General features: G+C 66.0%; 19 protein-coding genes. 8 read left to right on the top strand and 11 right to left on the bottom strand.

Annotation, left to right across the window (positions count from 1 at the left end; translation table 11 throughout):
- Positions 1 to 85: 85 nt before the first annotated feature.
- Positions 86 to 1,870 (bottom strand): aspartate--tRNA ligase, encoded by a 1,785-nt coding sequence (gene aspS / locus LC062_RS00715; RefSeq protein WP_224909126.1) that lies wholly within the window; start codon positions 1,868 to 1,870, stop codon positions 86 to 88.
- 233 nt (positions 1,871 to 2,103) lie between these two features.
- Between aspS and rnd the strand changes: the two genes are divergently transcribed.
- Complete coding sequence (rnd, locus tag LC062_RS00710) at positions 2,104 to 3,327, top strand: ribonuclease D (RefSeq protein ID WP_224909125.1); 1,224 nt, start codon at positions 2,104 to 2,106, stop codon at positions 3,325 to 3,327.
- 396 nt (positions 3,328 to 3,723) lie between these two features.
- Here the strand turns inward: rnd and LC062_RS00705 are convergent, their stop codons facing one another.
- The 5 genes from LC062_RS00705 to LC062_RS00685 all read right to left on the bottom strand — a co-directional run bounded on the left by LC062_RS00705 (position 3,724) and on the right by LC062_RS00685 (position 10,081).
- Entirely contained in the window at positions 3,724 to 5,250 is a 1,527-nt protein-coding gene (locus tag LC062_RS00705) for a Ppx/GppA phosphatase family protein (protein ID WP_224909124.1), read from the bottom strand.
- Positions 5,243 to 7,459, bottom strand: a complete 2,217-nt coding sequence (locus LC062_RS00700; RefSeq protein ID WP_224909123.1) for an RNA degradosome polyphosphate kinase — start codon at positions 7,457 to 7,459, stop codon at positions 5,243 to 5,245. Before LC062_RS00700 ends, LC062_RS00705 begins: the two co-directional genes overlap by 8 nt.
- A 209-nt stretch (positions 7,460 to 7,668) precedes the next feature.
- Entirely contained in the window at positions 7,669 to 8,367 is a 699-nt protein-coding gene (locus LC062_RS00695; RefSeq protein ID WP_181761508.1) for an HdaA/DnaA family protein, read from the bottom strand.
- Complete coding sequence (locus tag LC062_RS00690; RefSeq protein WP_224909122.1) at positions 8,360 to 9,463, bottom strand: AI-2E family transporter; 1,104 nt, start codon at positions 9,461 to 9,463, stop codon at positions 8,360 to 8,362. The genes LC062_RS00695 and LC062_RS00690 overlap by 8 nt, the downstream gene beginning before the upstream one ends.
- Before the next feature lie 69 nt (positions 9,464 to 9,532).
- Complete coding sequence (locus LC062_RS00685) at positions 9,533 to 10,081, bottom strand: CDP-alcohol phosphatidyltransferase family protein (RefSeq protein ID WP_224909121.1); 549 nt, start codon at positions 10,079 to 10,081, stop codon at positions 9,533 to 9,535.
- Between the two features lie 104 nt (positions 10,082 to 10,185).
- On the opposite strand from LC062_RS00685, the gene purM reads away from it, so the two are divergent.
- The gene (gene purM / locus LC062_RS00680) at positions 10,186 to 11,277 is read left to right on the top strand and encodes a phosphoribosylformylglycinamidine cyclo-ligase (protein WP_224909120.1); all 1,092 of its coding nucleotides are present in this window, start codon (positions 10,186 to 10,188) and stop codon (positions 11,275 to 11,277) included.
- Positions 11,274 to 11,948, top strand: coding sequence for a phosphoribosylglycinamide formyltransferase (gene purN / locus LC062_RS00675; protein ID WP_224909119.1), 675 nt, complete (start codon positions 11,274 to 11,276; stop codon positions 11,946 to 11,948). The genes purM and purN overlap by 4 nt, the downstream gene beginning before the upstream one ends.
- Here purN and LC062_RS00670 read toward each other — a convergent pair.
- Entirely contained in the window at positions 11,945 to 12,706 is a 762-nt protein-coding gene (locus tag LC062_RS00670; protein WP_224909118.1) for a helix-turn-helix transcriptional regulator, read from the bottom strand. The genes purN and LC062_RS00670 overlap by 4 nt on opposite strands.
- A gap of 112 nt (positions 12,707 to 12,818) precedes the next feature.
- On the opposite strand from LC062_RS00670, the gene LC062_RS00665 reads away from it, so the two are divergent.
- The gene (locus LC062_RS00665) at positions 12,819 to 13,541 is read left to right on the top strand and encodes a glutathione S-transferase family protein (protein WP_224909117.1); all 723 of its coding nucleotides are present in this window, start codon (positions 12,819 to 12,821) and stop codon (positions 13,539 to 13,541) included.
- Between the two features lie 228 nt (positions 13,542 to 13,769).
- On the opposite strand, the gene LC062_RS00660 is transcribed toward LC062_RS00665, so the two are convergent.
- The gene (locus LC062_RS00660) at positions 13,770 to 14,804 is read right to left on the bottom strand and encodes an alpha/beta hydrolase family protein (protein WP_224909116.1); all 1,035 of its coding nucleotides are present in this window, start codon (positions 14,802 to 14,804) and stop codon (positions 13,770 to 13,772) included.
- 133 nt (positions 14,805 to 14,937) lie between these two features.
- On the opposite strand from LC062_RS00660, the gene LC062_RS00655 reads away from it, so the two are divergent.
- Positions 14,938 to 15,942 (top strand): helix-turn-helix domain-containing protein, encoded by a 1,005-nt coding sequence (locus LC062_RS00655; protein ID WP_224909115.1) that lies wholly within the window; start codon positions 14,938 to 14,940, stop codon positions 15,940 to 15,942.
- A 32-nt stretch (positions 15,943 to 15,974) separates the two neighbouring features.
- On the opposite strand, the gene LC062_RS00650 is transcribed toward LC062_RS00655, so the two are convergent.
- Together LC062_RS00650 and ndk are read right to left on the bottom strand one after the other, a co-directional pair.
- Positions 15,975 to 18,056, bottom strand: coding sequence for a molybdopterin-containing oxidoreductase family protein (locus LC062_RS00650; protein ID WP_224909114.1), 2,082 nt, complete (start codon positions 18,054 to 18,056; stop codon positions 15,975 to 15,977).
- A gap of 178 nt (positions 18,057 to 18,234) precedes the next feature.
- Positions 18,235 to 18,657: a nucleoside-diphosphate kinase gene (ndk, locus tag LC062_RS00645; protein WP_224909113.1), complete on the bottom strand. Its 423-nt coding sequence runs from the start codon at positions 18,655 to 18,657 to the stop codon at positions 18,235 to 18,237.
- A gap of 458 nt (positions 18,658 to 19,115) precedes the next feature.
- Here ndk and LC062_RS00640 point away from each other — a divergent pair, with 458 nt between their 5' ends.
- A complete protein-coding gene (locus tag LC062_RS00640; protein ID WP_224909112.1) occupies positions 19,116 to 20,792 on the top strand; it encodes a methyl-accepting chemotaxis protein in 1,677 nt (558 codons plus the stop codon).
- Positions 20,793 to 20,900: 108 nt separating this feature from the next.
- Here the strand turns inward: LC062_RS00640 and LC062_RS00635 are convergent, their stop codons facing one another.
- Positions 20,901 to 21,884 (bottom strand): aldo/keto reductase, encoded by a 984-nt coding sequence (locus LC062_RS00635; protein WP_224909111.1) that lies wholly within the window; start codon positions 21,882 to 21,884, stop codon positions 20,901 to 20,903.
- A gap of 47 nt (positions 21,885 to 21,931) precedes the next feature.
- On the opposite strand from LC062_RS00635, the gene LC062_RS00630 reads away from it, so the two are divergent.
- A complete protein-coding gene (locus LC062_RS00630; protein WP_224909110.1) occupies positions 21,932 to 22,879 on the top strand; it encodes a LysR family transcriptional regulator in 948 nt (315 codons plus the stop codon).
- A gap of 108 nt (positions 22,880 to 22,987) precedes the next feature.
- Positions 22,988 to 24,121, top strand: coding sequence for a M20 family metallopeptidase (locus tag LC062_RS00625; RefSeq protein WP_224909109.1), 1,134 nt, complete (start codon positions 22,988 to 22,990; stop codon positions 24,119 to 24,121).
- Positions 24,122 to 24,124: the final 3 nt, after the last annotated feature.

Below are 24,124 nucleotides of genomic sequence, written 5' to 3'. Positions count from 1 at the left end.
CCTCGTTGCGCAATGGATCCGGTCGCGACCGGCCACCGGCATACCGGCCCCAATCGGCCGGCGTGCCGTGAACCGGTCATCCGGGTCAGCCGTTTTCCGGCAGGTTGAGCCGGATATGCAGATCGCGCAACTGGCTCGGGAACACGTCGGACGGCGCGCCCATCAAGAGGTCCTGCGCCTGCTGGTTCATCGGGAACAGCGTGACCTCGCGCAGGTTCTTCGCGCCGACCAGCAGCATGACGATCCGGTCGATGCCGGCGGCCATGCCACCATGCGGCGGCGCGCCATACTGGAAAGCCCGGTACATGCCGCCGAAGCGCTCTTCCAGCACCGCCTCGTCATAGCCGGCGATCTCGAAGGCACGCTTCATGATCTCCGGCTTGTGGTTCCGGATCGCGCCGGAGGCGATCTCGTAGCCGTTGCAGACGATGTCGTACTGCCAGGCGTTCAGTTCCAGCGGATCGGTGGTTTCAAGCCCTTCCAGGCCGCCCTGGGGCATGGAGAACGGATTGTGCGAGAAATCGACCTTCTTCTCGTCCTCGTCCCATTCGTACATCGGGAAATCGACGATCCAGGCCAGCTCGAACCGGTCGCGGTCGACCAGATCGAGCTCCTCGCCGGCGCGGGTCCGGGCCTTGCCGGCAAAATCGGCGAACTTCTTCGGATCGCCGGCGACGAAGAACGCCGCATCGCCTGCTTCCAGGCCGAGCTGCTGGCGGATCGCCTCGGTGCGCTCCGGGCCGATGTTCTTGGCCAGCGGACCGGCGCCTTCCACCGTCTCGCCTTCCTGACGCCAGAAGATATAGCCAAGGCCCGGCTGGCCTTCGCCCTGCGCCCAGGAGTTCATCCGGTCGCAGAAGGCCCGGCTACCGCCGGTCTTTGCCGGGATCGCCCAGACCGCATTCTTCGGGTCTTCCAGCATCCGCGCGAAGATCTTGAAGCCGGAGCCGGCGAAATGCTCGCCCACGTCCTGCATCTCGATCGGGTTGCGCAGGTCCGGCTTGTCGCTGCCATATTTGCGGATCGCCTCAGCATAGGGAATGCGGGCGAAGGTCTCGCTGACCGGCTTGCCCTCGGCAAACTCCTCGAAGACGCCGCGAATGACCGGCTCCATCGACGTGAACACGTCCTCCTGCTCGACGAAGCTCATCTCGACGTCAAGCTGATAGAACTCGCCCGGCAGGCGGTCGGCGCGCGGATCCTCGTCGCGGAAACACGGCGCGATCTGGAAATAGCGGTCGAAGCCCGACACCATCAGCAGCTGCTTGAACTGCTGCGGTGCCTGCGGCAGCGCGTAGAACTTGCCCGGATGCAGGCGCGAGGGCACGAGGAAGTCGCGGGCACCCTCCGGCGAGGAGGCCGTCAGGATCGGCGTCTGGAACTCGGCAAAGCCCACCCCTTCCATGCGGCGGCGCAGGGAGGCGATGATCTTCGACCGGGTCATGATGTTCTGGTGCAGCGTCTCACGGCGCAGGTCCAGGAACCGGTAGGTCAGGCGAATGTCTTCCGGATACTCCGGCTCGGCGAACACCGGCAGCGGCAACTCGCGCGCATCGCCCAGCACTTCCAGATCGCGAATGAAGAGCTCGATGTGCCCCGTCGGCAGATTCTCGTTGATGACCTCGGCATCGCGCCGCTTGATCTCGCCATCGATGCGCACGCACCATTCGGCACGGACCGCCTCGGCCTTGGCAAAGGCCGGCGAATCGGGATCGACCACGCATTGGGTAATGCCATAGTGATCGCGCAGATCGATGAACAGCAAGCCGCCATGATCGCGCACACGATGAACCCAGCCGGACAGGCGCGCGGTTTCACCGACATGGTCTTCGCGCAGTTCCCCGCACGTGTGGCTGCGATAGCGATGCATTATTTCCTCGATGGCCTGACTTGGAAAAACGGGTGACCGGCGCATTCCTGCGCCGGGTGCACAAGCCACGGGAGCGCCGCAAAGTCAAGGATACGGCACGGTCGATCCACTTGGACGCCGCTCGCCCGGTCTGGCAGCCGGGACACAGTTTCGAAGAAAAATCTGCCTGACCGCAACTCATGGCGGTTTCGTGGCGACAAGATGAAAAAGCTGGGATATACGTCGCGATCAACATGCAGATCGTAACCAGCACCTCCGACCTCGCCGACGTTTGCCAACGTCTTGCCCGCCATGACTTCGTCACGGTCGATACCGAATTCCTGCGCGAAACCACCTTCTGGCCGAAGCTCTGCGTCGTCCAGATGGCCAGCCCGGAAGAAGCGGTGATCGTCGATGCTCTGGCGGAAGGTCTTGACCTTGCCCCGTTCTTCGACCTGATGCGCGATGAAAGCGTCATCAAGGTGTTCCACGCGGCCCGGCAGGACATCGAAATCGTCTATCACCTCGGCGGTTTCATCCCCCACCCCGTGTTCGATACCCAGGTCGCGGCAATGGTCTGCGGCTTCGGCGATTCGATCTCCTACGACCAGCTCGTACAGCGCATCACCGACAAGCGGATCGACAAGTCGTCCCGCTTCACCGACTGGGCGCGCCGGCCGCTGACCACCAAGCAGCTCGACTACGCGCTCGCCGATGTGACCCATCTGCGCGACGTCTACAGCTTCCTGAAGGCGAATCTCGCCGAGCAGGGCCGCTCCCATTGGGTCGGTGACGAAATGGAGGTGCTGACCTCCGAAGACACCTACCGCAGCGAGCCGGAAAACGCTTGGCGCCGGCTCAAGCTCCGGGTGCGCAAGCCGATCGAATTCGCCGTGCTGCAGGAAGTCGCCGCCTGGCGGGAGCGCGAGGCCCATTCGCGCAACGTGCCGCGCAACCGCATCATCAAGGACGACGCGATCTACGAGATCGCCGCCCAGCAGCCGACGACGGTCAGCGCCCTTGGCGCCCTGCGCACCATTCCGCGCGGCTTTGAGCGCTCACGCACGGCGGAGGATATCCTTGCCGCCGTCAAGCGGGCGCTCGATCTGCCCAAGGACCAGCTTCCGGAAGTGCCCAAGGGCCGGTCCGCGCCCGATGGCTCGGCCGCCGCGGTCGATCTTCTGAAGGTGCTCTTGAAGCTGGTCAGCGAAGCCCATGGGGTAGCCGCCAAGGTGATCGCCACGGTGGAGGATCTGGAAAAGATCGCCGCCGACGACGACGCCGATGTGGGGGCCCTGAAAGGCTGGCGCCGGGAGCTGTTCGGCGAGGTCGCGCTCAAGCTGAAGCGCGGCGAGATGGCGCTTGCCTTCAACGGCCGGCGGATCGTCGCCGTCGAGCAGGGCGAACCGGTCGTCAGCGAGCAGCCGTCCAAGGGACGGGGCAAGCGGCGCAGCCGCCAGAAATCCTCTGCCGAATAACGGCTCTTCGGTGAAGCTCTGAAGAGCAATCGACGCATCCCGGGCGCCGCCGACGCAAAATGCCGGCGGCGCCCGATTTGCCATACGGTCAGATTTGCCGGCCGCTCAGATGACCGCGTCGAATGTGACGACACAGCCCCACTCTCCGCGTCCTCCCGGACGGAGCAAAGCGGAGATCCGGGATCGGGGCGGCACGGTCTCCCGGTTCCAGCCCCATCTTTCGGCGCCCCAATCCCGCCTCGGGGGCCAGGAGGACGCAGAGGCACGGGGCATCGACTTCGATCATACGCAAGGAACATCGTCCCCCGCAAAGCGCGCATGAGAGACGAATTCGCCGCACAATGAGTTGATGACGCCGGGACGCGCCGTTGCCCTTTGCCAGCCGTCTGAAGACGGTCAGATGACCGCCTCGATGCGGCTGCGCAGGCCGAGCAGACGGCTGAACTGGTTGGCCCGCTTGCTCAGGCGCTCGCCGTCCAGCGCCGCCAGCTCGCCGGGCAGACGCAGGACGAGTTCGCCCTTCTCCACCGCCATGCCGATCTGCGGCAGAATGCCATCGACCGAGGCGCTCAGCACCGAGGCGAGCCGCAAGGCGCCGCCCAGAAGCCGCGCGCGCTCCTTCAGCCGGGTGTGCGCCAGTTCGCGAATGCGCGGGCTGAGACTGTCGTCGATCAGCCCCTGATGGCGATAGAAGACGGACAGGGCCAGATAAGCCCGTCCCGCGTGGTCGATGCCAACAAAACCCGCATTGGAAATGATGTTCAGGCTCTGCTCGCCGCGATAGTCGGGATGGGCGCGCCAGCCGATGTCCGACAGGAGGCACCCCGCCGTACGCAGCCGCCGTTCGTATTCGGTCTCGTCGATCCCCACGGTGGGAAACAGACGGTCGGTCCACACCACCAGCTCTTCGGCGTAATCGGGCGAGCGCGAGCGCAACAGCGAGAGTTCCCGCGCCGCTTCCACCAGCGGATCCTGCGCCCGGATCTCCTCGCTGAGAAGGTCGTAGAGCAGCCCTTCGCGCAGACCGAGCGCCGACATCACCACCCGGTCGGCCCCGCTCCGCCGCAACACGTGTTCCATCACCGTCGCGCCATAGGCGAGGAGCGGCCGGCGGGCGCGGGAGACCACGTCGATCATGTCGAGGCTGTCCGGATTGCGCCGGGCGACGATCTGGCAGAACTCGATCGCCTCCTCCGCCTCGATCGCATAGTCATGCATGACATTGAGCGGATAGCCGTTCTGGAACAGGTGCAGACGGGCCAGCGAACGCCAGGTGCCGCCAACGGCATAAAACGGCTTGCCGGACCCGACCGGCAACCATTCCACCCCTGAGAGCGCCTGTTCGGTGAGCTTTTGCGCCCGCGCCAGCTTGCCGCCCGCCTCTTCCTGCAGACGGATGCCACCGAGCGGCAGCGTCTGCCCCCGGCCGATGGTGCTGCCGGTCAACTCGACCAGTTCGAGGCTGCCGCCGCCAAGGTCGCCGACGATGCCATCCGGTCGCCACATGCCGCAAACGATACCAAGCGCGGCGAGCCGCGCCTCGTCCTTGCCCGACAGCAGGCGCACCGGCGTCCGGCAGATTTTCTGCACGCCGTCGATGAACTCCGCGCCGTTTTCCGCGTCGCGAGTGGCCGCCGTCGCCAGGATGTTGAGATTGTCGACCCCGAGCTGGTCGCACAGCCGGCGAAACCGCACCAGCGCCTTGTGCGCCATCTCCACGGCGGTCTCGGACAGGCGCCCGCTGGCGGCAAGACCGCGACCGAGCCCGGCGAGCACCTTCTCATTGAAAAGAACCGTCGGCGTGCGGGCCTGCCGCTCATAGACGACCAGCCGGATCGAGTTCGATCCGATGTCGATGACGGCGATGGGACCGCTGCCGTTCAACCGGCCACGAATGACACGTCCAGGCGTGTTGTCAGCCACGCTTCCTGGGCTCCACAAAAGATTTCGGTGAATGGTTGCGCAAGGATTTGCCCCGGCCGGAGAGTGAGGGATTGGTCATGAAGTACTGATGAGCGTTAAAGCGCTTCTCGCCCCGAGACAGCTTCACGCGCTCATGTCCTCCATCCGCGAGCAGACGCCAGCTCTGCTGGTTGTCCTTCAGGTTCGCCACCATGATCTGATCGAGCACCTGTTCATGCACCGTTGCGGTCAGCAACGGTGCCAGGGCCTCGACCCGACGATCAATGTTGCGCGGCATCAGATCCGCCGAGCCGATATAAACGACCGCCTTCGGCGAGGGAAGCCCGTGACCGTTGCCGAAGCAGAAAATCCGGCTGTGCTCCAGGAAACGGCCGACGATCGACTTGGCGCGGATGTTCTCCGACAGGCCCGGAATGCCCGGACGCAGGCAGCAGATGCCGCGAATGACCAGATCCACCTGCACCCCGGCCTGGCTGGCGGCATAGAGCGCGTCGATGATCTGCGGATCGACCAGCGAGTTCATCTTCATCCAGATCTGCGCCGGCCGTCCGGCCCGCGCATGCTCCGCTTCCGCCGCGATCATCGCGGTGATGTCGTGGCGCAGGGCGACCGGCGACACCATCATCTTCTCCAGCTTCACCGGCTCGGCGTAGCCGGTGATGTAGTTGAAGATCTTCGCCGCCTCCCGGCCGATCTGCGGATCGGCGGTGAAATAGGACAGGTCCGTATAGATGCGGGCGGTGATGGGGTGATAATTACCGGTGCCGATATGGCAGTAGGTGCGCAATTCGCCATGCTCGCGCCGCACCACCATGGAGAGCTTGGCGTGGGTCTTCAGCTCCAGAAAGCCGAACACCACCTGCACGCCGGCCCGCTCCAGATCCCGCGCCCAGCGGATGTTGGCCTCCTCGTCGAACCGGGCCTTCAGCTCCACCAGCGCGGTCACCGACTTGCCGCTTTCCGCCGCTTCCGCCAGCGCCTTGACGATCGGCGAGTTGTTGGAGGTGCGGTACAGGGTCTGCTTGATCGCCACCACATCCGGGTCCTGCGCCGCCTGACGCAGATATTGCACCACCACGTCGAAGGATTCGTACGGGTGATGGACGATCAGATCCTTCTGCTGGATCGCGGCGAAACAATCGCCGCCATGCTCGCGGATCCGTTCCGGGAAACGCGGGGTGTAGGGCTCGAACTTCAGATCGTCCCGATCGATGGAGACGAGCTGCGACAGGTTGTTGAGCGCCAGCAGCCCGTTCACCAGGAAGGTCTCGTCGCCGGTGACGTCCAGCGCCTCGGCCACGAACTCGCGCAAGGAGGCCGGCGTGGTCGCCTCGATCTCCAGCCGGATCACCGAGCCGCGGCGCCGCCGCTTGAGCGCGCTTTCGAACAGCCGGACCAGATCTTCCGCCTCTTCCTCGATTTCCAGATCGGAATCGCGAATGACCCGGAAGGCGCCCTTGCCGCGAATCTCATAGCCGGGGAACAGCCGGGTGATGAACAGGCCGACGGCGGTCTCGATGGGAATGAAGCGGCTGACCTCGCCCGTCTCGTTCGCCGGCAGACGAACGAAGCGCTCCACCTGGCTGGGAATGCGCAACAGCGCCGTCATGCCGCGCCCGCCCTTCTCCGCGACCAGCTCCAGCACCAGCGAAAAGCCGAGATTGGCGATGAACGGAAACGGATGCGCCGGGTCGATCGCCAAAGGCGTCAGCACCGGGAAAATGTGCGACAGGAAATATTCCTGCAGCCATTGCCGGTCGCTGTCCGACAGGTCCGGCCCATCGACGATGACCACCCCTTCGCCGGCAAGAACCTTGCGCATTTCCAGCCACACCGCCTGCTGTTCGCTTTGCAGCGCCAGCACGGCGGCGGAGATCTTCTCAAGCTGCTCGGTCGGCGTCAGCCCATCGTCGGAGCGGGTAGTCACCCCCTCGCGCTGCTGGGCGCGCAGGCCAGCGACGCGGACCATGAAGAACTCATCGAGATTGTTGGCCGAAATCGACAGGAAGCGCAGGCGCTCCAACGCCGGATGCGAAATGTTTTCCGCCTCCTCCAGCACCCGGCGATTGAACTGCAGCCAGGACAGCTCGCGATTGATGAACCGGCTGGGGTGACCGGACAGCGCCTCGGCGGCATCCGAGACGGCTTCATGCGCATCCGTCTCGCCGTTCTCCGCCGGGGTCGGTGCGTGCGCGTCAATCTCGTTCATGCCTGTCTCCTGTCAGCCGTCGTGCCGGGCGCCTCAAAACGCCGCTCGGCCATCACCTTATAGGACGGGTTTGACGGATTTGCATCGCTCCGGTCGTTTCCAGGAAAAAGGCGCTCATGTGAACGCGGATTTGCGCATTCGCGCCTCTCTCGACGTTCATTCGAAAAGGCCAAAGGGCGGATCTGCGTGCGATGAGCGGTCTGCGCCACCTAGCCTTGCCGCGACTCGCCCTCCATCGCTTCCAGCACCTCGGCGGCCAGCGGCCGGGTGATCCGGCGCCCCACCGACAGGGCTGCCCGGTCGAGCGCATCCACCAGCACCTGCGCGGCGGCGATGGAACGCTCCATGCGCACGGCGAGGAACTCGATCACCGCCGGATCGACGAACACCTGGCGGTCGGCGAACAGCTTGACCAGCACCCGCCGGAGCAGATCGTCATCCGGCTCGGCCATTTCGATCGGCGTTGCCGCGCGCAGACGCGAGGCGAGATCGGGCAGCTTCAGCCCCCAGCTGCGCGGCCAGGTACGCGCGGTCACGAGCACCAGCGCCCCGCGCTCACGCGCCGCGTTGAGCAGATGGAACAGGGCGTTCTCATCAAGCCCCTCATGGGCATCCTCGACCGCGACGGCCCCCGCTTCGACCAGTTCCGACACCTTGTCGCCGGTCAGATCGGACGCGGCGATCACCGCGCAGCCGCTGGCCTCGTGCCAGACATTAACCAGATGGGTTTTGCCCACCCCCACCGGACCGGCGAGAATGGCGACCGGCGCCGCCCAGTTCGGCCAGGAATCGATGAAGCGGAAGGCCGCCTCGTTGGAGGCGCCATGGAGAAAGTCTTCCCGCCCCCGGGCCGCTTCATGCGGCAACACCAGCGGCAACTGCCGGGGTCCATTGGCCCGCTCAGACATCGGAGCCCTCCTCATCGCCCTCAACGAGCGGCCGGCCACCCGGGCCATAGTAGAGGGAACTTGCCATGTATTGCGCCAGGGCGAACCGGGTCAGCACCCCGATCACCGCTGCGGCGGGAACCGCGATCAACATGCCGACGAAGCCGAACAGATAGCCGAAGGCGAATAGCGCGAACATCAGCCACACCGGATGGAGGCCCACATTGCCGCCGACCAGCTTGGGCTGCAGCACATTGCCTTCCAGAAACTGTCCGGCGCCGAACACCAGCATCACCAACCCGATCGACATCCAGTCCGGCCAGAACTGCACCAGCGCCACCCCGAGCGAGACCACCAGCCCAAGGGTCGCGCCCACATAGGGAATGAAGCTGACGAGGCCGGCGCCGATGCCGATCAAGAGGCCGAAGTTGAGCCCGACGACGGCAAGGCCAATGGCATAGAACAGACCGAGCAGAACGCAGACGCTCACCTGCCCGCGCACGAACCCGGCAACGGCCCTGTCCATGTCCCGGGCCAGCGCGCGGATCACCTCGCGGTGATGCAGCGGCAACCAGCCGTCGATCCGCGCGACCATCCGGTCCCAATCGAGCAGCAGATAGAACGCTACCACCGGCGTCACCACAAACAGCGCGGCGAGCGACAGCAGCGCCTGCCCCCCGCTCCAGACCGATTTCACCAGCCCGCCGATCCAGCCTGCCCCTTCACCGAGCAGAGCACCGACGCTCGATTTCAGCTCCTCGCCGCCAATGCCGGAGATGGCCCGCAACTGATCGCCGAAGTTTTCCATCACCAGCGTCTGCAATGCGCCGACAAGGCCGGGAATGGCCTCAAGGAACCCGGCGAGCTGACCGCCCAGCACCGGCAGAAGCAGGAGCAACACCAGCGCGAAGGCGACAACGAACAGCAGGAGGATGGTCACGGTGGCCAGCAGCCGCCCCATGCCCAGGCGCTCCAGCCGGTCGGCGATCGGATCGAGCAGATAGGCCAGCGCCATGCCGGCGATGAACGGCAACAGGATCGGGCTGAACAGGTAAATGAAGCCGGCGAACAGCGCCAGCGACCCCAGCCAGAAATAGATTTGCCGTTTCAACGACACGATGCTCTGTCCCCGCAAGTTTTCCGATGGCCGGTGCCGGCGTCAGCGCGCGCCCGGCGGTTCCCGAAGTTAGCCGGTCTTTCGCTCCGCCATCCGCAGATGCCGGATCCAACTCAGCAGATAGGCAGCCCCGGACAGGAGCGTCAAGCCGCCGGTCCCCAGCATCAGGCAGTTTTCAAATACGGGAAGGTCGATGGTAAACGCCGTCTTTGCGAGCAAGGTTGCCGCCAACCCGATCTGCATCACGGTGGTTGCCTTGCCGATCAGAAGCGGCTTGATCGTCACCCGCCGGCCGATCAGCTCCGAAAGGCCGATGGCGCCCATGATCAGAAGATCGCGCAGCACCACCGCCACCAGCAACCACAGCGGCAGCAGGCCGGACAGATAAAGGGCTGCGAACACCGACAGCAACAGCGCCTTGTCAGCCAGCGGATCAAGGAAGGCGCCCAAGGCACTTTGCATCGCGAAGCGGCGCGCGATATAGCCATCGACACCGTCCGAAATTCCGGACAGAACGAACAGCCAGAACGCGGGTCCGAACCGGTCCTCAGCGATCAACCAGACGATCACCGGCACCAGGGCCAGCCGAACCAAGGTAATCAGGTTTGGCAAGGTCACGGCATCACACGGTCGAAGGTTGTGAACAGGACGCCCGGTTTTTCTTGCATTCCGGTCTTTCTGTGTTTGTATGCCCGCCCAAATCGGGACTTGGAGACGACATCATGAGCCAGGCGCCAACAACCGGCGGCAACGGGATGACCTATGCCGACGCCGGAGTGGATATTGATGCGGGCAATACGCTCGTCAAGCGCATCAAGCCGCATGTCAAGGCGACGGCCCGGCCCGGCGCGGACAGCGACATCGGCGGCTTCGGCGGCCTGTTCGACCTGAAGGCGGCGGGGTTCTCCGATCCGGTGCTGGTCGCCGCCAATGACGGCGTCGGCACCAAGCTGAAGATCGCCATCGACAGCGGCCAGCATGCCACCGTCGGCATCGACCTTGTCGCCATGTGCGTCAACGATCTCGTCGTTCAAGGCGCGGAACCCCTTTTCTTCCTCGACTATTACGCCTGCGGCGCCCTCGATCTGGAGACGGCGACGGCGGTGGTCAAGGGCATCGCCGATGGTTGCCGCCTCGCCGGCTGCGCGCTGATCGGCGGTGAGACGGCGGAAATGCCGGGCATGTACGCCAGCGGCGACTACGATCTGGCCGGCTTTGCCGTCGGCGCCGCCGAGCGTGGCCGCCTGCTGCCGCGCGGCGATCTTGCCGAAGGCGACGTTCTGCTCGGCCTCGCCTCCACCGGCGTTCACTCCAACGGCTTCTCCTTGGTGCGCCGTATCGTTGAGCGCAGCGGTCTCGGCTGGGCCGACCCCGCCCCCTTCGCCGCTGACACCTCGCTCGGCGCCGCGCTGATGACCCCGACCCGGATCTACGTCAAATCGCTGCTTGCGACGCTCGCCGCCGGTGACGGCATCAAGGCGCTGGCGCATATCACCGGCGGCGGTCTGCCGGAAAACCTGCCCCGGGTGCTGCCCGAGGGGCTTGCCGCGCGCATCGACCTTGCGGCGATTTCCGTGCCGCCGGTCTTCCAGTGGCTCGCCCGCACCGGCGGCGTGGCCGAAGCGGAGATGCTGCGCACCTTCAACTGCGGCATCGGCATGGTTGTCGCGGTTGCCGCCGACGCCGTCGACGCGGTCACCGCCACCCTGGAGGGAGCCGGCGAGACCGTCGTTCGCCTCGGTGCGCTGGAAGCGCGCGTGGCCGGAGCCCCCGAAGAGGACGCGGTCGTGTTCGACGGCGCGCTGACCCTGTGACCTCTTCCGCTCGCAAACGCACGGCCGTGCTTGTCTCCGGGCGCGGCAGCAACATGGTGTCGCTGCTGGCCGCCGCCGCCGACCCTGCCTATCCGGCGGAGATCGTGCTTGTGGTCGCCAACGTACCCGGCGCCCCGGCGCTGGAGCGGGCTGAGGCTGTGGGGATCGCCACCGAGACCGTCGCCCATCGCGCCTTTTCCGGACGCCAGGCCTTCGAGGAGCGGCTCGATGCGGTGCTGCGCGAGGCGCGGATCGAGCTCGTGTGCCTTGCCGGCTTCATGCGCCTGCTCACGCCCTGGTTCGTCGACCGCTGGCGTGATCGGCTGCTCAACATCCATCCGGCCCTCCTGCCCGCGTTCAAGGGGCTCGACACCCACGCCAGGGCGCTGGCCGATGGCTGCAAGCTGCATGGCGCCACCGTTCATTTTGTCCGCAGCGAAATGGATGCAGGGCCTATCGTCGTACAAGGGGCCGTTGCCGTTCTCGATGACGACACGGAAGCGACCCTCGCCGCCCGTGTGCTGACGGTGGAGCATGAGATCTACCCGCAGGCGTTGGCGCTCGTCGCCTCCGGCCGCACCCGGATCGAGGGCAACCGGGTGTTGACCGCCGACACGGCCACCGATGCCGCAAGCCGGCGGTTCGTCAGCCCATCCGGCAGCGACAGCTAACGTCCTCCCGCAGCTTGCCCGGTCACGCCTGCCGTGGCCGGTCCGGGCTGTGGCACGCAAGAGTTCCCCTCTTCCCCGCCCGCGCGGATCTGGCGCCACCATTCGGCGTAAAGCCGCTTGCGCGGCCGGGGCGAGCGGCTGTCGAGCACCTTCAGCTCCAGCATCCGGTCGGTGCGGAAGTTGCGGAAATCCTGGCGCAGCTCGCAATAGGCGGCCATCACCCGCGCCCGCTCGAAAAACGCCAGCACGATGGGCCAGACCACCCGTCGTTCCGGCACCCGGTCCGGCACCTGATAGAGGATCTCGACCTTGCGTTCGCTACGCAGCGCCTCGCGCAACAGCGCGGGGTCGATGATATCGGCGGGCACCAACGCTGGCGACGGCGCATAAAGCGGCGCGTCGATGAACGGGCCGCGCAGCCCCTCCGGCAGCACGGCGGCGATCTTCGCCACCGCATCGCGCGCGGCCCGGCCAAGCGCCGCATCGCCCTTGGCCTCGGCCATGCGCAGGCCCAGCATCACCGTTTCCAGCTCCTCGGCGGTGAACATCAACGGCGGAAGGTCGTAGCCCTCTTCCAGCACATAGCCGAGGCCCGCTTCCCCCCGCACCGGCACGCCGGACGCTTCCAGCGCCACCATGTCGCGATAGAGCGTGCGCAAGGATACTTCAAGCTCGCGCGCCATCGCCCCGCCGCTGACCGGTCCGCGAGCCCGACGCAGGATCTGGATGATCTGCAACAACCTGTCTGCGCGGCGCATTCCCGTTCCTCCCTGCCGTTTCGTCATGGCGCTGTGTTTGATGCTGACACCATGCTGTCAGCGGCCTTGCTCTATCACAAGCCCATCGCAACGTCACACCGGGAGTAACCCCATGCTTGTCCTGATCGATTTTCCCTCCACCTTCGGCCTGCGCAGCCTGTCTCCCTTTGGCTACAAGGCCGAGGTCCTGCTCGCGCTTGCCGGGCTCGACTACAGCAAGCAGGCCCCGGAAGAGGCCCTGTTGCCCCATGGCAAGGTGCCGGTGCTGAAGGATGGCGACCGGCTCATTCCCGACAGCTCGCTGATCCAGCAGCATCTGGAACAGCACCATGGCCTCGATGCAGACAGAAGTTTGACAGCCTATGAGATGGCCACCGCCGAGGCGTTCCGACGCATGGCCGAGGAACACCTGCGCTGGTGCCTCGTCTACAGTCGCTGGATCGAACCGGCGAACGAAGCTGTGATGCGCGACAAGGTGCTCGGCTTCCTGCCCGCGCCGGCCCGGGCGGGTATTCTCGCAGAGGTGCGAGAAACCGTGGGCCAGGCGCTCTATCATCAGGGGCTGGGCCGGCACGCCCCTGAGGCGATCTATGAGTTCGGCCGCCGCGATCTCGATGCCATTGCCGCCGTCCTCGACGACAAGCCGTTCTTTCTCGCCGACCGGCCGACGACCATCGACGCAACCCTCGCCGGGCTTCTGATCAACATCCTCTGCCCGGAACTCCAATCGCCGCTGCAGCGCCACGCCGCCGCCATCCCCGCCTTCAGCGCCTATGTCCGCCGGGTCGAGGAAACGGTATTCGGCGCCGCCGCGATGCTGCCGGAAGCCGCCTGAGTTACTGCCGCCGACAAAATGAGGCCGGACGAACGCGCCTCGGCGTCATCCCCGCCCCCGAGCCGGGATCGGGGAGCCGAAAGGCGGGCGTTTTCATAGGGCTGGAACCGAAAGGCCGTGGCTCGCCGTTCCCGGATCTTCGCTAGCGCTTCGTCCGGGAGGACGCCCCTCACGGGGCTTGGTGCATCACTGGCCGGGCGCGGCGATGCGCGCCCGGCCTCGCTGTCGTCAAAGCCCCATGAAGTCGGCGATCTGGTCGATGATCTCGGCATGAATGCGGGCGCGGTCCGTGCCCTCCGGGTCGTCACACACCGGATCGTCCTGCTCCTCGGCCAGCACCGCCGCCCCTTCCGGCTTGCACTCGGCCAGGAAGGTGAAGTGATGCGCCGGCTTGACCACCGCGTGCCGGGCATTGGCGAGACGCCCGGCGAGGTTGCTTCCCGCCGGTCCGACATCCGCCGCCTTCCAGAGATTCTTCTCCCCCAGGCTGATCAGCAGCACTGGCATGGAGAGCTCCGCAGCGCTCGCCTCGGTGATCGCATAGCTCATGCCCGGATCAACGGCAATGGCCGCGCTGATGCGCGGATCACGCATCTCCGCCGCAAACCCGTCCGGCAGGGCCGCCACATCCACGCCCCCCTTGGCAAAGAAGACGCAGTCCTCGGCCAGATCGCCCATGCGCGCGCAATAGGTGCGATAAGCCTCCCGGTCCCACCGGGCGCCGGCCAGGTTGAGCGCCGTCGCCCCGCCGAGCGAAAACCCCAGCGAGGCGATGCGGGCGGCGTCGACATGGCGTGCGAATTCCGGCTCGGCCAGTAGGTGATCCAGCGCGGTGGTCAGATCCGCCGCACGCTCATCCAGCCGCAGGGAGCGGCGCGGCGAGGAATCGCCGGAGGTGCTGCCCGGGTGATTGACCGCAAGCACCATGGCGCCGCGCAGCGCCAGCCCCGAGGAAATCCACGAGATTGCGTCCATATTGCCGCCGGAGCCATGCGACAGCACCACCAGCGGAAACCGCCCCTCGGCAATGGCCGCGCCGACAAGCCCGGAGGAGCCCTTGAACACCGCATTGTCGCCGATCAACCCGCGATAGGTCCGCCGCCCCGCCGGATACCAGAGCGAAGCATCGAGCGGCCGGGCGCGGTGCGGCGCGTCAACCTCCAGCCGGTCGTATCCGGCGATCGGTTCCATCTTCGGTTCGGCGGCAGCCGACGGCAGCGCGAGGCTCGAAACAAGAGAGACGGCAAGCAGCAGACGTTTCATCGGAAGCTCCTTTCGACTGAAAACACTCCAGCGAAAGAACCTCCATCCCATCCATTTGGCGTCCTCAAACCGGTATCAGGTCGCCCGAAACCGGATTTCGGACTATTCAGACGGAAACAACCGAAGGCCGCCCATGCTTGCCCTGCCGATCCCGATGATCGTTGCCCTCGTTCTGGGTTTTCTGTTTCTGCGCGCTCTGCTGACCGGAGATCGCCCTCATCTCTTTTGCGCGCTGCTCGCCGTCTGCGCCTTGCAAGGTGTGGTGGTCTCGCTGCATCAGCACTATGGAATCGCCGCCTTGCTGGCGGTTCAGCCGATCACGGCGACGCTGATCCCGCCGCTTGCCTGGGTCGCCTTTCAGGCAACCGCCATTCGTGCTTTCGATCCCGCGCGCGATGCCGTCCATCTCGCCGTGCCGGTGTTCACCGCCTTCTGCATGGCCTTCGCGCCGGACACGCTGGATGTCGTCGTCCCGGCGGTCTTCCTCGCCTATGGCGGGGCGATCCTGCTGCGGCTCCGGCAGGGGCCGGATGGGTTGCCGCTGATGCGCCTTGAAACCGGCCCTCTGCCCAGCCTCGTCTGGAGCGCCATTGCCCTCGCGCTGATCCTGTCGGCCGTCAGCGATGGACTCATCGCCATTGCCCTCGCCACCGGCCGGGGCTGGCTTCAGCCCTGGATCGTCAGCCTGCTGTCGTCCGCCGCCCTCTTCAGCATCGGCCTGCTCAGCCTGTCACAAAGCGTCGTCGGCGCTCCGGAGGAGCGCACGGCCCCGCAAGCCCCGCGTCCGGATGCGGGCGACCCGGCCGCCGACAAGGACCTGATGGCCCGGCTCGACGCCCTGCTGCGCGACAGCACGCTTTATCTCGACCCTGGCTTGACCCTCGCACGCCTTGCCCGGCGGCTGCAGGTGCCGGCCAAACAGCTTTCCGCCGCCATCAACCGCGCCACCGGCGACAACGTCTCGCGCTACGTGAATGGCTTTCGCATCGCCCACGCCTGCGAGCGGCTACGTGCCGGCGACAACATCACCGGCGCCATGCTGGCCAGCGGCTTCAACACGAAATCCAACTTCAACCGCGAGTTCGCGCGCGTCACCGGCATGAGCCCCAGCGCCTGGCAGGCCCGCGACACCGCCTGACCGTCATACCGCGAACGCAAAAAGCACGGCGCTCAGGCCAGCCGCACCCACACGGCGGTGTCATGGAAGGCGGCCCCGCCATAGGGCGCGACGGCATCGCCGCCGGTCAGCGTGTTGATGCCGCGCCCATCCGGATAGGCGTCGTTCGGCCAGATGCCTTCGGCGATCACCACCCCCGGCTTCACTCCCTCGAACAGCCGGGCCTGCAACCGGACGGCGCCGCGCCGATTGCCGACCAGGATCGCCGCACCGTCCGAGATGCCAAGGCGTTCGGCCTCATCGGGCCGGATCATCAGAGTCGGTTTCCCTTCCTTGGCAAGGGATTCCGGCGTCTTGTTGAAGGTGGTGTTGAGGAAGGAGCGCGCCGGCGCCGTGACCAGCCGGAACGGATGGGCCTCGTCGGCCTCCTCGATCACCGGCCAGAAATCGGGTAAGGCCGGAAGGTCGGCCCAAGGCCCCATCGGCCCGTCATTGGGCGCCGGAATGCTCGGCCAGTCGGGCTTGAACCGGAACCGCCGATCCGGCCAGGCAAAGCCCTTGAGGTAATGCGCGGTCTCGAAGTCCGGCTGGCAATCGATCCAGCGGTTCGCCTCGATCCGCTCCAGCGTACCCAGACCGGAGGCCTGCAGCATCCAGTCGATATGGGCGCGGGCATCCATCTCGAACCCGGGATGCTCGGTGGCACCAAGCCGTCGGGCGAGTTCGTTGAGAACGACGAGATTCTCCCGGGTCTCGCCGGGACCGTCGGTCACCTTCGGCCCGAGGATCAGATACTGGTGTCCGCCGCCCTTGTAGATATCGTCGTGTTCCAGGAACTGGGTCGCCGGCAACACGATATCGGCCATCTTCGCCGTTTCGGTCATGAACTGCTCATGGACGCAGACGAACAGATCGTCCCGGGCAAAGCCCTGCTTCACCAACTCCTGCTCCGGGGCGACCGAGACCGGATTGGTGTTCTGGATCAGCATCGCCGTCACCGGCGGTCCGCCCTGCAGGGCCGCCGCATCGCCGGTCAAAATCCGGCCGATCTGGCTCTGGTCGAGCTGGCGGGTGCGCCCGTCGCAAAGGTCAAGCGCCTCCACCCGGCTCTTGTCCAGCTGATAGATCGCGCCGTTGTTGTGGAACGCACCGCCTCCTTCGACGGTCCAGGCGCCGGTCACCGCGGCAATGGATGAGGCCGCATGCATGGACACCACCCCGTTGCGCGAGCGGGTGAAGCCGTAACCAAGCCGGAAGTAGGTCCTCTTGGTCCGGCCGACCATCGCCGCGAACTGCTCGATCTCGTCGGTGGACAGCCCGGTGATCGCCGCCGCCCATTCCGGGGTCCGGGTCGCCAGATGCGCCTCCAGCTCCTGCGGACAATCCGTATGCGCGGCGAGATACTCCCGGTCCGCCAGATCGTCGCGGAACAGGACATGCATCACCGCGCAGGCAAGCGCCGCATCGGTTCCCGGCTTGAGCACAAGCCCTAGATCGGCCTGTTTCACCGTCTGCGTGCGATAGACATCCACCGCGATGATCTTCGCACCGCGTTTCTTGCGCGCGGTCATCGCGTGGGTCATCACATTGACCTGGGTGGAGACAGGGTTGGTGCCCCAGATGACGATCTGGTCGGACACCGCCATTTCGCGCGGATCGGGACCGGCAAGACGCCCCGTGCCGGCGATGAACCCGGTCCAGGCCGGATTGGTACAGATGGTGTCGAACTGCCGCGAATACCCCTTGGCGTGCCGCAACCGGTGAATGGAATCGCGCTGCACCAGCCCCATGGTCCCGGCATAGTGGTAGGGCCAGACCGTCTCCGCGCCATGCCGGGCTTCAGCCGCGAGAAAGCGCTCGGCGACCGTATCGAGCGCCTCGTCCCAGGAGATCGGCTCGAACCGCCCTTCCCCCTTGGCGCCGACCCGCCGCAGCGGCGTCAGCAGCCGGTCCGGATGATAGAGCCGGTCCGCATAGCGCGCGACCTTGGCGCAGATCACACCGGCGGTATAGGCATTGCCGCGCGCGCCCCGCAGCCGCCCGACCCGCCCATCGGCCAGAAGCTCCACATCGAGCGCGCAAGTGGAAGGGCAATCATGCGGGCAAGCGGAGGATTTCAGGACGGGCGCGGTCATCAAGCCACCTTGCGTAAACGGAATGCGGGGACCGGCAAGGTCATCAGCGCACCCTGTCCTGTCAAGCCCCGGCTTGTCGCAGGCGCACCCCTTCCAAAACACAACAAGGCCGGCTTGCGGGCCGGCCTTGTGCATATCGGATGTGTTCGGCGGCGCGCCGCCGGAGAGACGAGAGGCCTTAGCCGACGATCTCGGTCTCGGAGAACCAGTAGGCGATCTCCTCGGCAGCGGTCTCCGGAGCGTCGGAACCATGCACCGAGTTCTCGCCGATCGACAGGGCGAAGGTCTTGCGGATGGTGCCCTCGGCAGCATCGGCCGGGTTGGTCGCGCCCATCACTTCGCGATTCTTGGCAACGGCGTTCTCGCCTTCCAGCACCTGCACGACGGTCGGCGCGGAGGACATGAACTCGACCAGCTCGCCGAAGAACGGACGATCCTTGTGCACCGCATAGAAGCCCTCGGCCTCGCGGCGGGACATCCACACGCGCTTGGAAGCGACGACGCGCAGGCCGGCCTCTTCCAGCTTCGCCGTGATGGCGCCCGTCAGGTTGCGCTTGGTGGCGTCCGGCTTGATCATCGAAAAGGTGCGTTCAATCGCCATGGTCTGCTGTCCTGTGGTCTGTTGCGCCGAAACCGGTGGGCCGGCTCGGATAATCGTGAATTCCAGATCCGGCGGGCCGTGCCGCCGGGCACGAAGCCGCGGCGAACGGCCAGCGGCCGGTTGCCGCATGCGTATAGCGGCGCAGCCGTCTCGCCGCAAGGCCATCCGGGACGTGATCGCCAGGAAACACGCGCCAGTTTCTGGCATCGGATGGTCTACCGCACGCGCCGCGGACGAAGGTGCTTCGCGGCCGTCGGCGCGCGCCCCGTCGACCATCGGTCCGCGCACGGCGTCCCGAACACCGCCTATTTCAAGGAAATGACGAACCACACCTTCCGCATGGGAACCTCCGGAGAAGCCGAAGTAGTTACAAAATTGAGTCTTCAGAATTTTTACCAAAGATTTAGAGGAAATACGTCTTCTGGCGACATAGCTCGTTTCAAGAGGTCGCTTCCCCGATGTCCATCAAACAGAAAATGCTGGTGCTGGTTGCCGGCTCGCTTGCCGCGCTCCTTCTGGTGCTCGGCGTCCAGACATACACGTTCTACGGCTCCATGATGGAAGGCCGCCGCGACATGGTGCGCTCGCAGGTCGAGACCGCCCACTCCCTGATCACGAAGCTGGCGGAGGATGCAAAGGCCGGCAAGCTGACCCTGGAACAGGCGCAGGAAGCTGCCCGCGATATGCTGCGCGTGCTGCGCTACAATGGGACGGACTACTTCCTGGTCATCGATTCCAGTGCCGAGCGGGAAGGCTTCGTCGTGATGCATCCCAGCCCCGAAGTCGAGGGCAAGAGCCTTCTCAGCATGAAGGACGCCAATGGGGTGGAACTCGTCGTCGGCCAGCTTGAGGCGGCCCGAAGGGGCGGTGGCTATACGGAGTTCGTGTTCCCCCGTCTCGGCGAGACCGAACCCGCGCCGAAGGTGAGCTATTCGCTGAGTTTCGCGCCCTGGCAGTGGACCATCACCTCGGCGCTTTACGTCGATGATGTGAACGAGGCGTTTTCAGCAGAGATGACCCGTACCGCCATGTGGGTGGTGCCGATGCTGGCGTTGATCATCGCCGCCGGGCTCTTTCTGTCAAACAGCGTGACCCGCCCGCTGGCGGCGATCACCGATGCCATGCGTCAGCTTGCCGATGGACAGATGAACATCGAGATCCCGGGTGAAGGCCGCAACGACGAAATCGGCCACATGGCCTCCGCGACCGGTGTTTTCCGCGACAACATGATCCGCGCGCAGGAGCTGTCCGCCGCCCAGTCCGACGAGCAGAAGTCCCGCGATGCCCGCGCCCTGCGCATCCAGGCGCTGACCCAGAGCTTCGATGAGAGCGCCGCCGCCCTGCTGCGGACGGTGACCGCCTCCGCCGACGATATGGAGCGCAACGCCCGCAACATGTCGGAGACCGCCGACGACACCAACGCCCGGGCGACCACCGTCGCCTCAGCCGCCCAGCAGGCGGCCGCCAATGTGCAGACCGTGGCTTCCGCGACCGAGGAACTCAGCTCCTCCATCCTGGAGATCGGATCCCAGGTCTCCAAGTCGTCCGAGATCGCCTCGCAGGCCGTCTCCGAGGCCGAGCGCACCAACCATCAGATCCACGGCCTCGCCGAGGCGGCGGAGAAGATCGGCCAGGTCGTGAACATGATCGCCGCCATTGCCGAGCAGACCAACCTTCTGGCGCTCAACGCCACCATTGAGGCCGCCCGCGCCGGTGACGCGGGGCGTGGCTTTGCCGTCGTCGCCGCCGAGGTGAAGGAGCTGGCCAGCCAGACCTCGAACGCCACGGAGGAAATCACCGCGCAGATCAGCTCGATCCAGCGCGAGACGGAAACCGCCGTCGGTGCGGTACAGTCGATCGGCAAGATCGTCGAGGAAATGAACGCGATCGCCTCGGCAATTGCGGCAGCGGTTGAGGAACAGGGCGCGGCGACCGGCGAGATCGCCCGCAACGTGGAAGAGGCCGCGCGCGGCACCCAGGACGTGACAGGCAACATCCTCGGCGTCTCCGATGCCGCCAACGAGACCCGAGCCGCGGCAAATGATGTCACCAACGCGGCGACCGCCGTCAGCCGGGATGCTTCGGCCCTCAAGACCGAGGTGGAGCGCTTCCTGCACGACGTGCGCGCTGCCTGATCGGATCAGCGCGACCTTTTCGGCAAACCTGAACCGCCGGCGCCCAAAAGCACCGGCGGTTTTCTTTTCAAGCGCTCCCAATTGCTGGCCGGGGGCGAGCCCTGTCCATCAGGCATTCACCCCCTTCATCCCCTCTTCCGTGTAGCGGGCGCCGGCAACCGGCAGCCGTGCGCTCAGGGTATCCAGTTCGGCCAGGTCTTCCGCGCCAAGCACCAAGGAGGCCGCCGCCGCGTTGTCCTCCAGATAGGCGCGCCGCTTCGTTCCGGGGATCGGCACGATGTCCGGTCCTTGTGCCAGAAGCCAGGCAATCGCCACCTGCGCCGTCGTCGCGTCCTTGCGCGCGGCGACCGCGCCAAGCGCGTCGACCAATTGCCGGTTGGTCGCCATATTGGCGTCGGTAAAGCGCGGCAGCGCCGCGCGGAAATCGCCCGACTCGAAAGCATCGCCACTGTGGAACCGTCCGGTGAGAAAGCCGCGCCCGAGCGGCGAATAGGGCACGAAGCCGATGCCCAGGTCCCGGCATGTCGGCAGCACCTCGCGTTCCACATCCCGGGTCCAGAGCGAATACTCCGTCTGCACCGCGCTGACCGGATGGACCGCATGCGCCCGCCGCAACGTCTGCGCACTGACCTCGCACAGGCCGATCCGCGCGATCTTGCCCGCGCGCACCAGGTCGGCAAGCCCCTCCATGGTCTCCTCGATCGGCCGCTGGCGATCGACCCGGTGCACGTAATAAAGGTCGATGCACTCCACCCCGAGCCGGCGCAGGGAGGCCTCGCAGCTGGCCCTCGCATAGTCGGGGCTGTTGTCGATGCTGCGCGCATATTCGCCGGGCTTGCGAACAATGCCGAATTTCGTCGCGAGCCGCACATCGGGGCGGCGGTCGGCGAGAAAACGGCCGAGCAGCTCCTCATTGTGAAAAGGGCCGTACATGTCGGCCGTGTCGAAGAAATCGATCCCGAGCTCCAGCGCCCGGTCGAGCACCCGCAGCGCCTCTTCATCATCGCGCGGCCCATAGAATTCGCTCATACCCATGCAGCCGAGACCAAGAGCCGAAACCTCCAGATCCATTCCCAGTTTTCGCCGTTGCATCCATCTTCTCCTTGTCCGACAGGGCGCAATCATGCTTTCCTCGATAGATGAAAGAAACAGCGATACATGGCGGTTCGATTTCCGATTTCGGAAAACAAGCGACGCATCAGCCGAGCTGGGACGACGCCCGGATCTTTCTCGCCATCGCCCGAGCGGGCACGCTCAGCGGCGCCGCTGCCGCACTCGGTCTCGGACTTGCCACCGTGTCCCGGCGGCTCGACCGGTTGGAAACCGCGCTCGCCGTCCCGCTGTTCAGCCGGCATCAGAGCGGCTACCGGCTGACCGATGACGGCACCGCCCTGGTGCCCCGCGCCGAGGCACTGGAACAGGCCGGCCATGCCTTTGGCGAGGCCGCGCGCGGACAGGGACAGGTTTGCGGCCATGTTCGCCTCGCCACGGCGGAAAATCTGGCAACCTCACTGATCGTCCCGTCCCTGCCTGCGCTGTTCGCCCGCCATCCCGGCCTTCAGGTCGATGTCGTCACCGATGTGCGCACGATCAATCTTCACCGCCGCGACGCAGATCTGGCGGTGCGCATGATCAAGCCGGAGCGGGGGCATCTCACCACCCGCCGGCTCGGCACCCTCGGTTTCGGTCTTTATGGCGCACCCGCCTATCTCGATACGCGCGCCCGCTCAGAAGAACGCGCCGGTTTCGAGGAGGATGATTTCATCGGCTGGACCGAGGACTACAGCCACCTGCCGGCGGCGCAGTGGATCGAGCGTTGCCTGCGCGGTCGTCCCTGCCGGCTCAGGACCACCACCCTCACCGCCCAGATCAGCGCCGTCAGCGCCGGGCTCGGGCTCGCCATCCTGCCGCACAGCCTCGCCCGGCCAGCCGGCTTCACCTGTCTGTTTGACGATCTTGGCGTCGACCAGCCGATCTGGCTGGCGGTACATTCGGACCTGATCCAGTCCGCCCGGGTGCGCGCCGTCGCCGATCACCTGACCGGGGTGCTGCTTGATCGCCGCATGGATCTGCGCGGCCGGCCATGATGTTGCGCCTCGTGCTGTTCGCACTCGCGCCCGCACCCGCATCGCGCTAGGGTACGCCCCTCACCTGACACCCTTTTTCAAAACACAGAACGAGCGAAGAGGACTGGCATGGACCCGTCGACCGATGACTTGCTGACTGGATTGCTGAGATGGGTTCGTATCGAGACGCACACACCGGATGTGACCGGCATCAACAGCCTGATGGATCTGGTGACCCAGGAGGCGGAGGCCTTCGGCGCCACCTGTGAGCGGTTTCCCGGCGCCACGGGCTATGGCGACCATCTGCTGGTGCGCTCGCCCTGGGGCGACCACAGCCAGCCCGGCATCCTGTTCCTGAGCCATCTGGACACGGTGCACCCGAAGGGGACCATCGACAAGGACCTGCCGATCCGCATTGAGGGCGATGCCTGCTATGGACCGGGCATCTGCGACATGAAGGGCGGCGCCTACAACGGGCTTGCGGCCATGCGCACCATCACGGCGGCGATTGCCGGCGGCGCTCCCGCCCCGGCCCTGCCGATGCGCATTCTCTTCACCTCCGACGAGGAAGTCGGCAGCCCGACCTCCCGGGGGCTGATCGAGGAGCAGGCGAAAACCGCGAAATACGCCCTCGTCACCGAGCCGGCACGCAATGGCGGACATATCGTCACCGCCCGCAAGGGCGTCGGCCGCTTCACCCTGCGCGTCGAAGGCCGCCCGGCCCATGCCGGCGCCCGCCATTGGCAGGGACGCAGCGCGGTCACCGAACTGGCCCATCAGGTCATCGCGCTGGAAGCGATGACCGACTATGACCGGGACATCACCATCAACGTCGGCCAGATCACCGGCGGCAGCGGAACCAACGTGGTGCCGCAACATGCCAGCGCGGAAATCGACCTGCGGGTGCCGAGCGTCGCGGCGGCGGAGGAAATGGTCGCCCGCATCACCGGCCTGACGCCGAAGACCCCGGATGTCACCGTGACGGTGACCGGTGGCATGAACCGTCCGCCGTTCGAGAAGACGCCGGCCATCACCGCCCTGTTCGATCATGCGGCAGAGCTTGCCGCCGAGATCGGTTTCGAGCTGATCGACGAGACCACCGGCGGCGGCTCGGACGCCAACTTCATCGCCGCCAAGGTCCCGACCCTCGACGGGCTTGGGCCCGACGGCGACCATGTCCATACGCTCAACGAGCACATCTACATCTCGTCGCTGCTGCCCCGGATGCAGCTCATGCGCCGGCTGGTCGAAACCCTCGACTGACAG

Origin of the sequence: Stappia indica (assembly GCF_020177335.1) — a bacterium.
GTDB lineage: Bacteria > Pseudomonadota > Alphaproteobacteria > Rhizobiales > Stappiaceae > Stappia > Stappia indica_B.
This window is presented reverse-complemented; position numbering and strand designations above follow the sequence as displayed.

Excerpts from the sequence above, each read along its gene's own strand:
- aspS (WP_224909126.1), bottom strand. The coding sequence starts at position 1,870 with ATGCATCGCTATCGCAGCCACACGTGCGGGGAACTGCGCGAAGACCAT.
- rnd (WP_224909125.1), top strand. The coding sequence starts at position 2,104 with ATGCAGATCGTAACCAGCACCTCCGACCTCGCCGACGTTTGCCAACGT.
- LC062_RS00700 (WP_224909123.1), bottom strand. The coding sequence starts at position 7,459 with ATGAACGAGATTGACGCGCACGCACCGACCCCGGCGGAGAACGGCGAG.
- LC062_RS00695 (WP_181761508.1), bottom strand. The coding sequence starts at position 8,367 with ATGTCTGAGCGGGCCAATGGACCCCGGCAGTTGCCGCTGGTGTTGCCG.
- purM (WP_224909120.1), top strand. The coding sequence starts at position 10,186 with ATGAGCCAGGCGCCAACAACCGGCGGCAACGGGATGACCTATGCCGAC.
- LC062_RS00670 (WP_224909118.1), bottom strand. The coding sequence starts at position 12,706 with ATGCGCCGCGCAGACAGGTTGTTGCAGATCATCCAGATCCTGCGTCGG.
- LC062_RS00665 (WP_224909117.1), top strand. The coding sequence starts at position 12,819 with ATGCTTGTCCTGATCGATTTTCCCTCCACCTTCGGCCTGCGCAGCCTG.
- LC062_RS00660 (WP_224909116.1), bottom strand. The coding sequence starts at position 14,804 with ATGAAACGTCTGCTGCTTGCCGTCTCTCTTGTTTCGAGCCTCGCGCTG.
- LC062_RS00655 (WP_224909115.1), top strand. The coding sequence starts at position 14,938 with ATGCTTGCCCTGCCGATCCCGATGATCGTTGCCCTCGTTCTGGGTTTT.
- LC062_RS00650 (WP_224909114.1), bottom strand. The coding sequence starts at position 18,056 with ATGACCGCGCCCGTCCTGAAATCCTCCGCTTGCCCGCATGATTGCCCT.
- ndk (WP_224909113.1), bottom strand. The coding sequence starts at position 18,657 with ATGGCGATTGAACGCACCTTTTCGATGATCAAGCCGGACGCCACCAAG.
- LC062_RS00640 (WP_224909112.1), top strand. The coding sequence starts at position 19,116 with ATGTCCATCAAACAGAAAATGCTGGTGCTGGTTGCCGGCTCGCTTGCC.
- LC062_RS00635 (WP_224909111.1), bottom strand. The coding sequence starts at position 21,884 with ATGCAACGGCGAAAACTGGGAATGGATCTGGAGGTTTCGGCTCTTGGT.
- LC062_RS00630 (WP_224909110.1), top strand. The coding sequence starts at position 21,932 with ATGAAAGAAACAGCGATACATGGCGGTTCGATTTCCGATTTCGGAAAA.
- LC062_RS00625 (WP_224909109.1), top strand. The coding sequence starts at position 22,988 with ATGGACCCGTCGACCGATGACTTGCTGACTGGATTGCTGAGATGGGTT.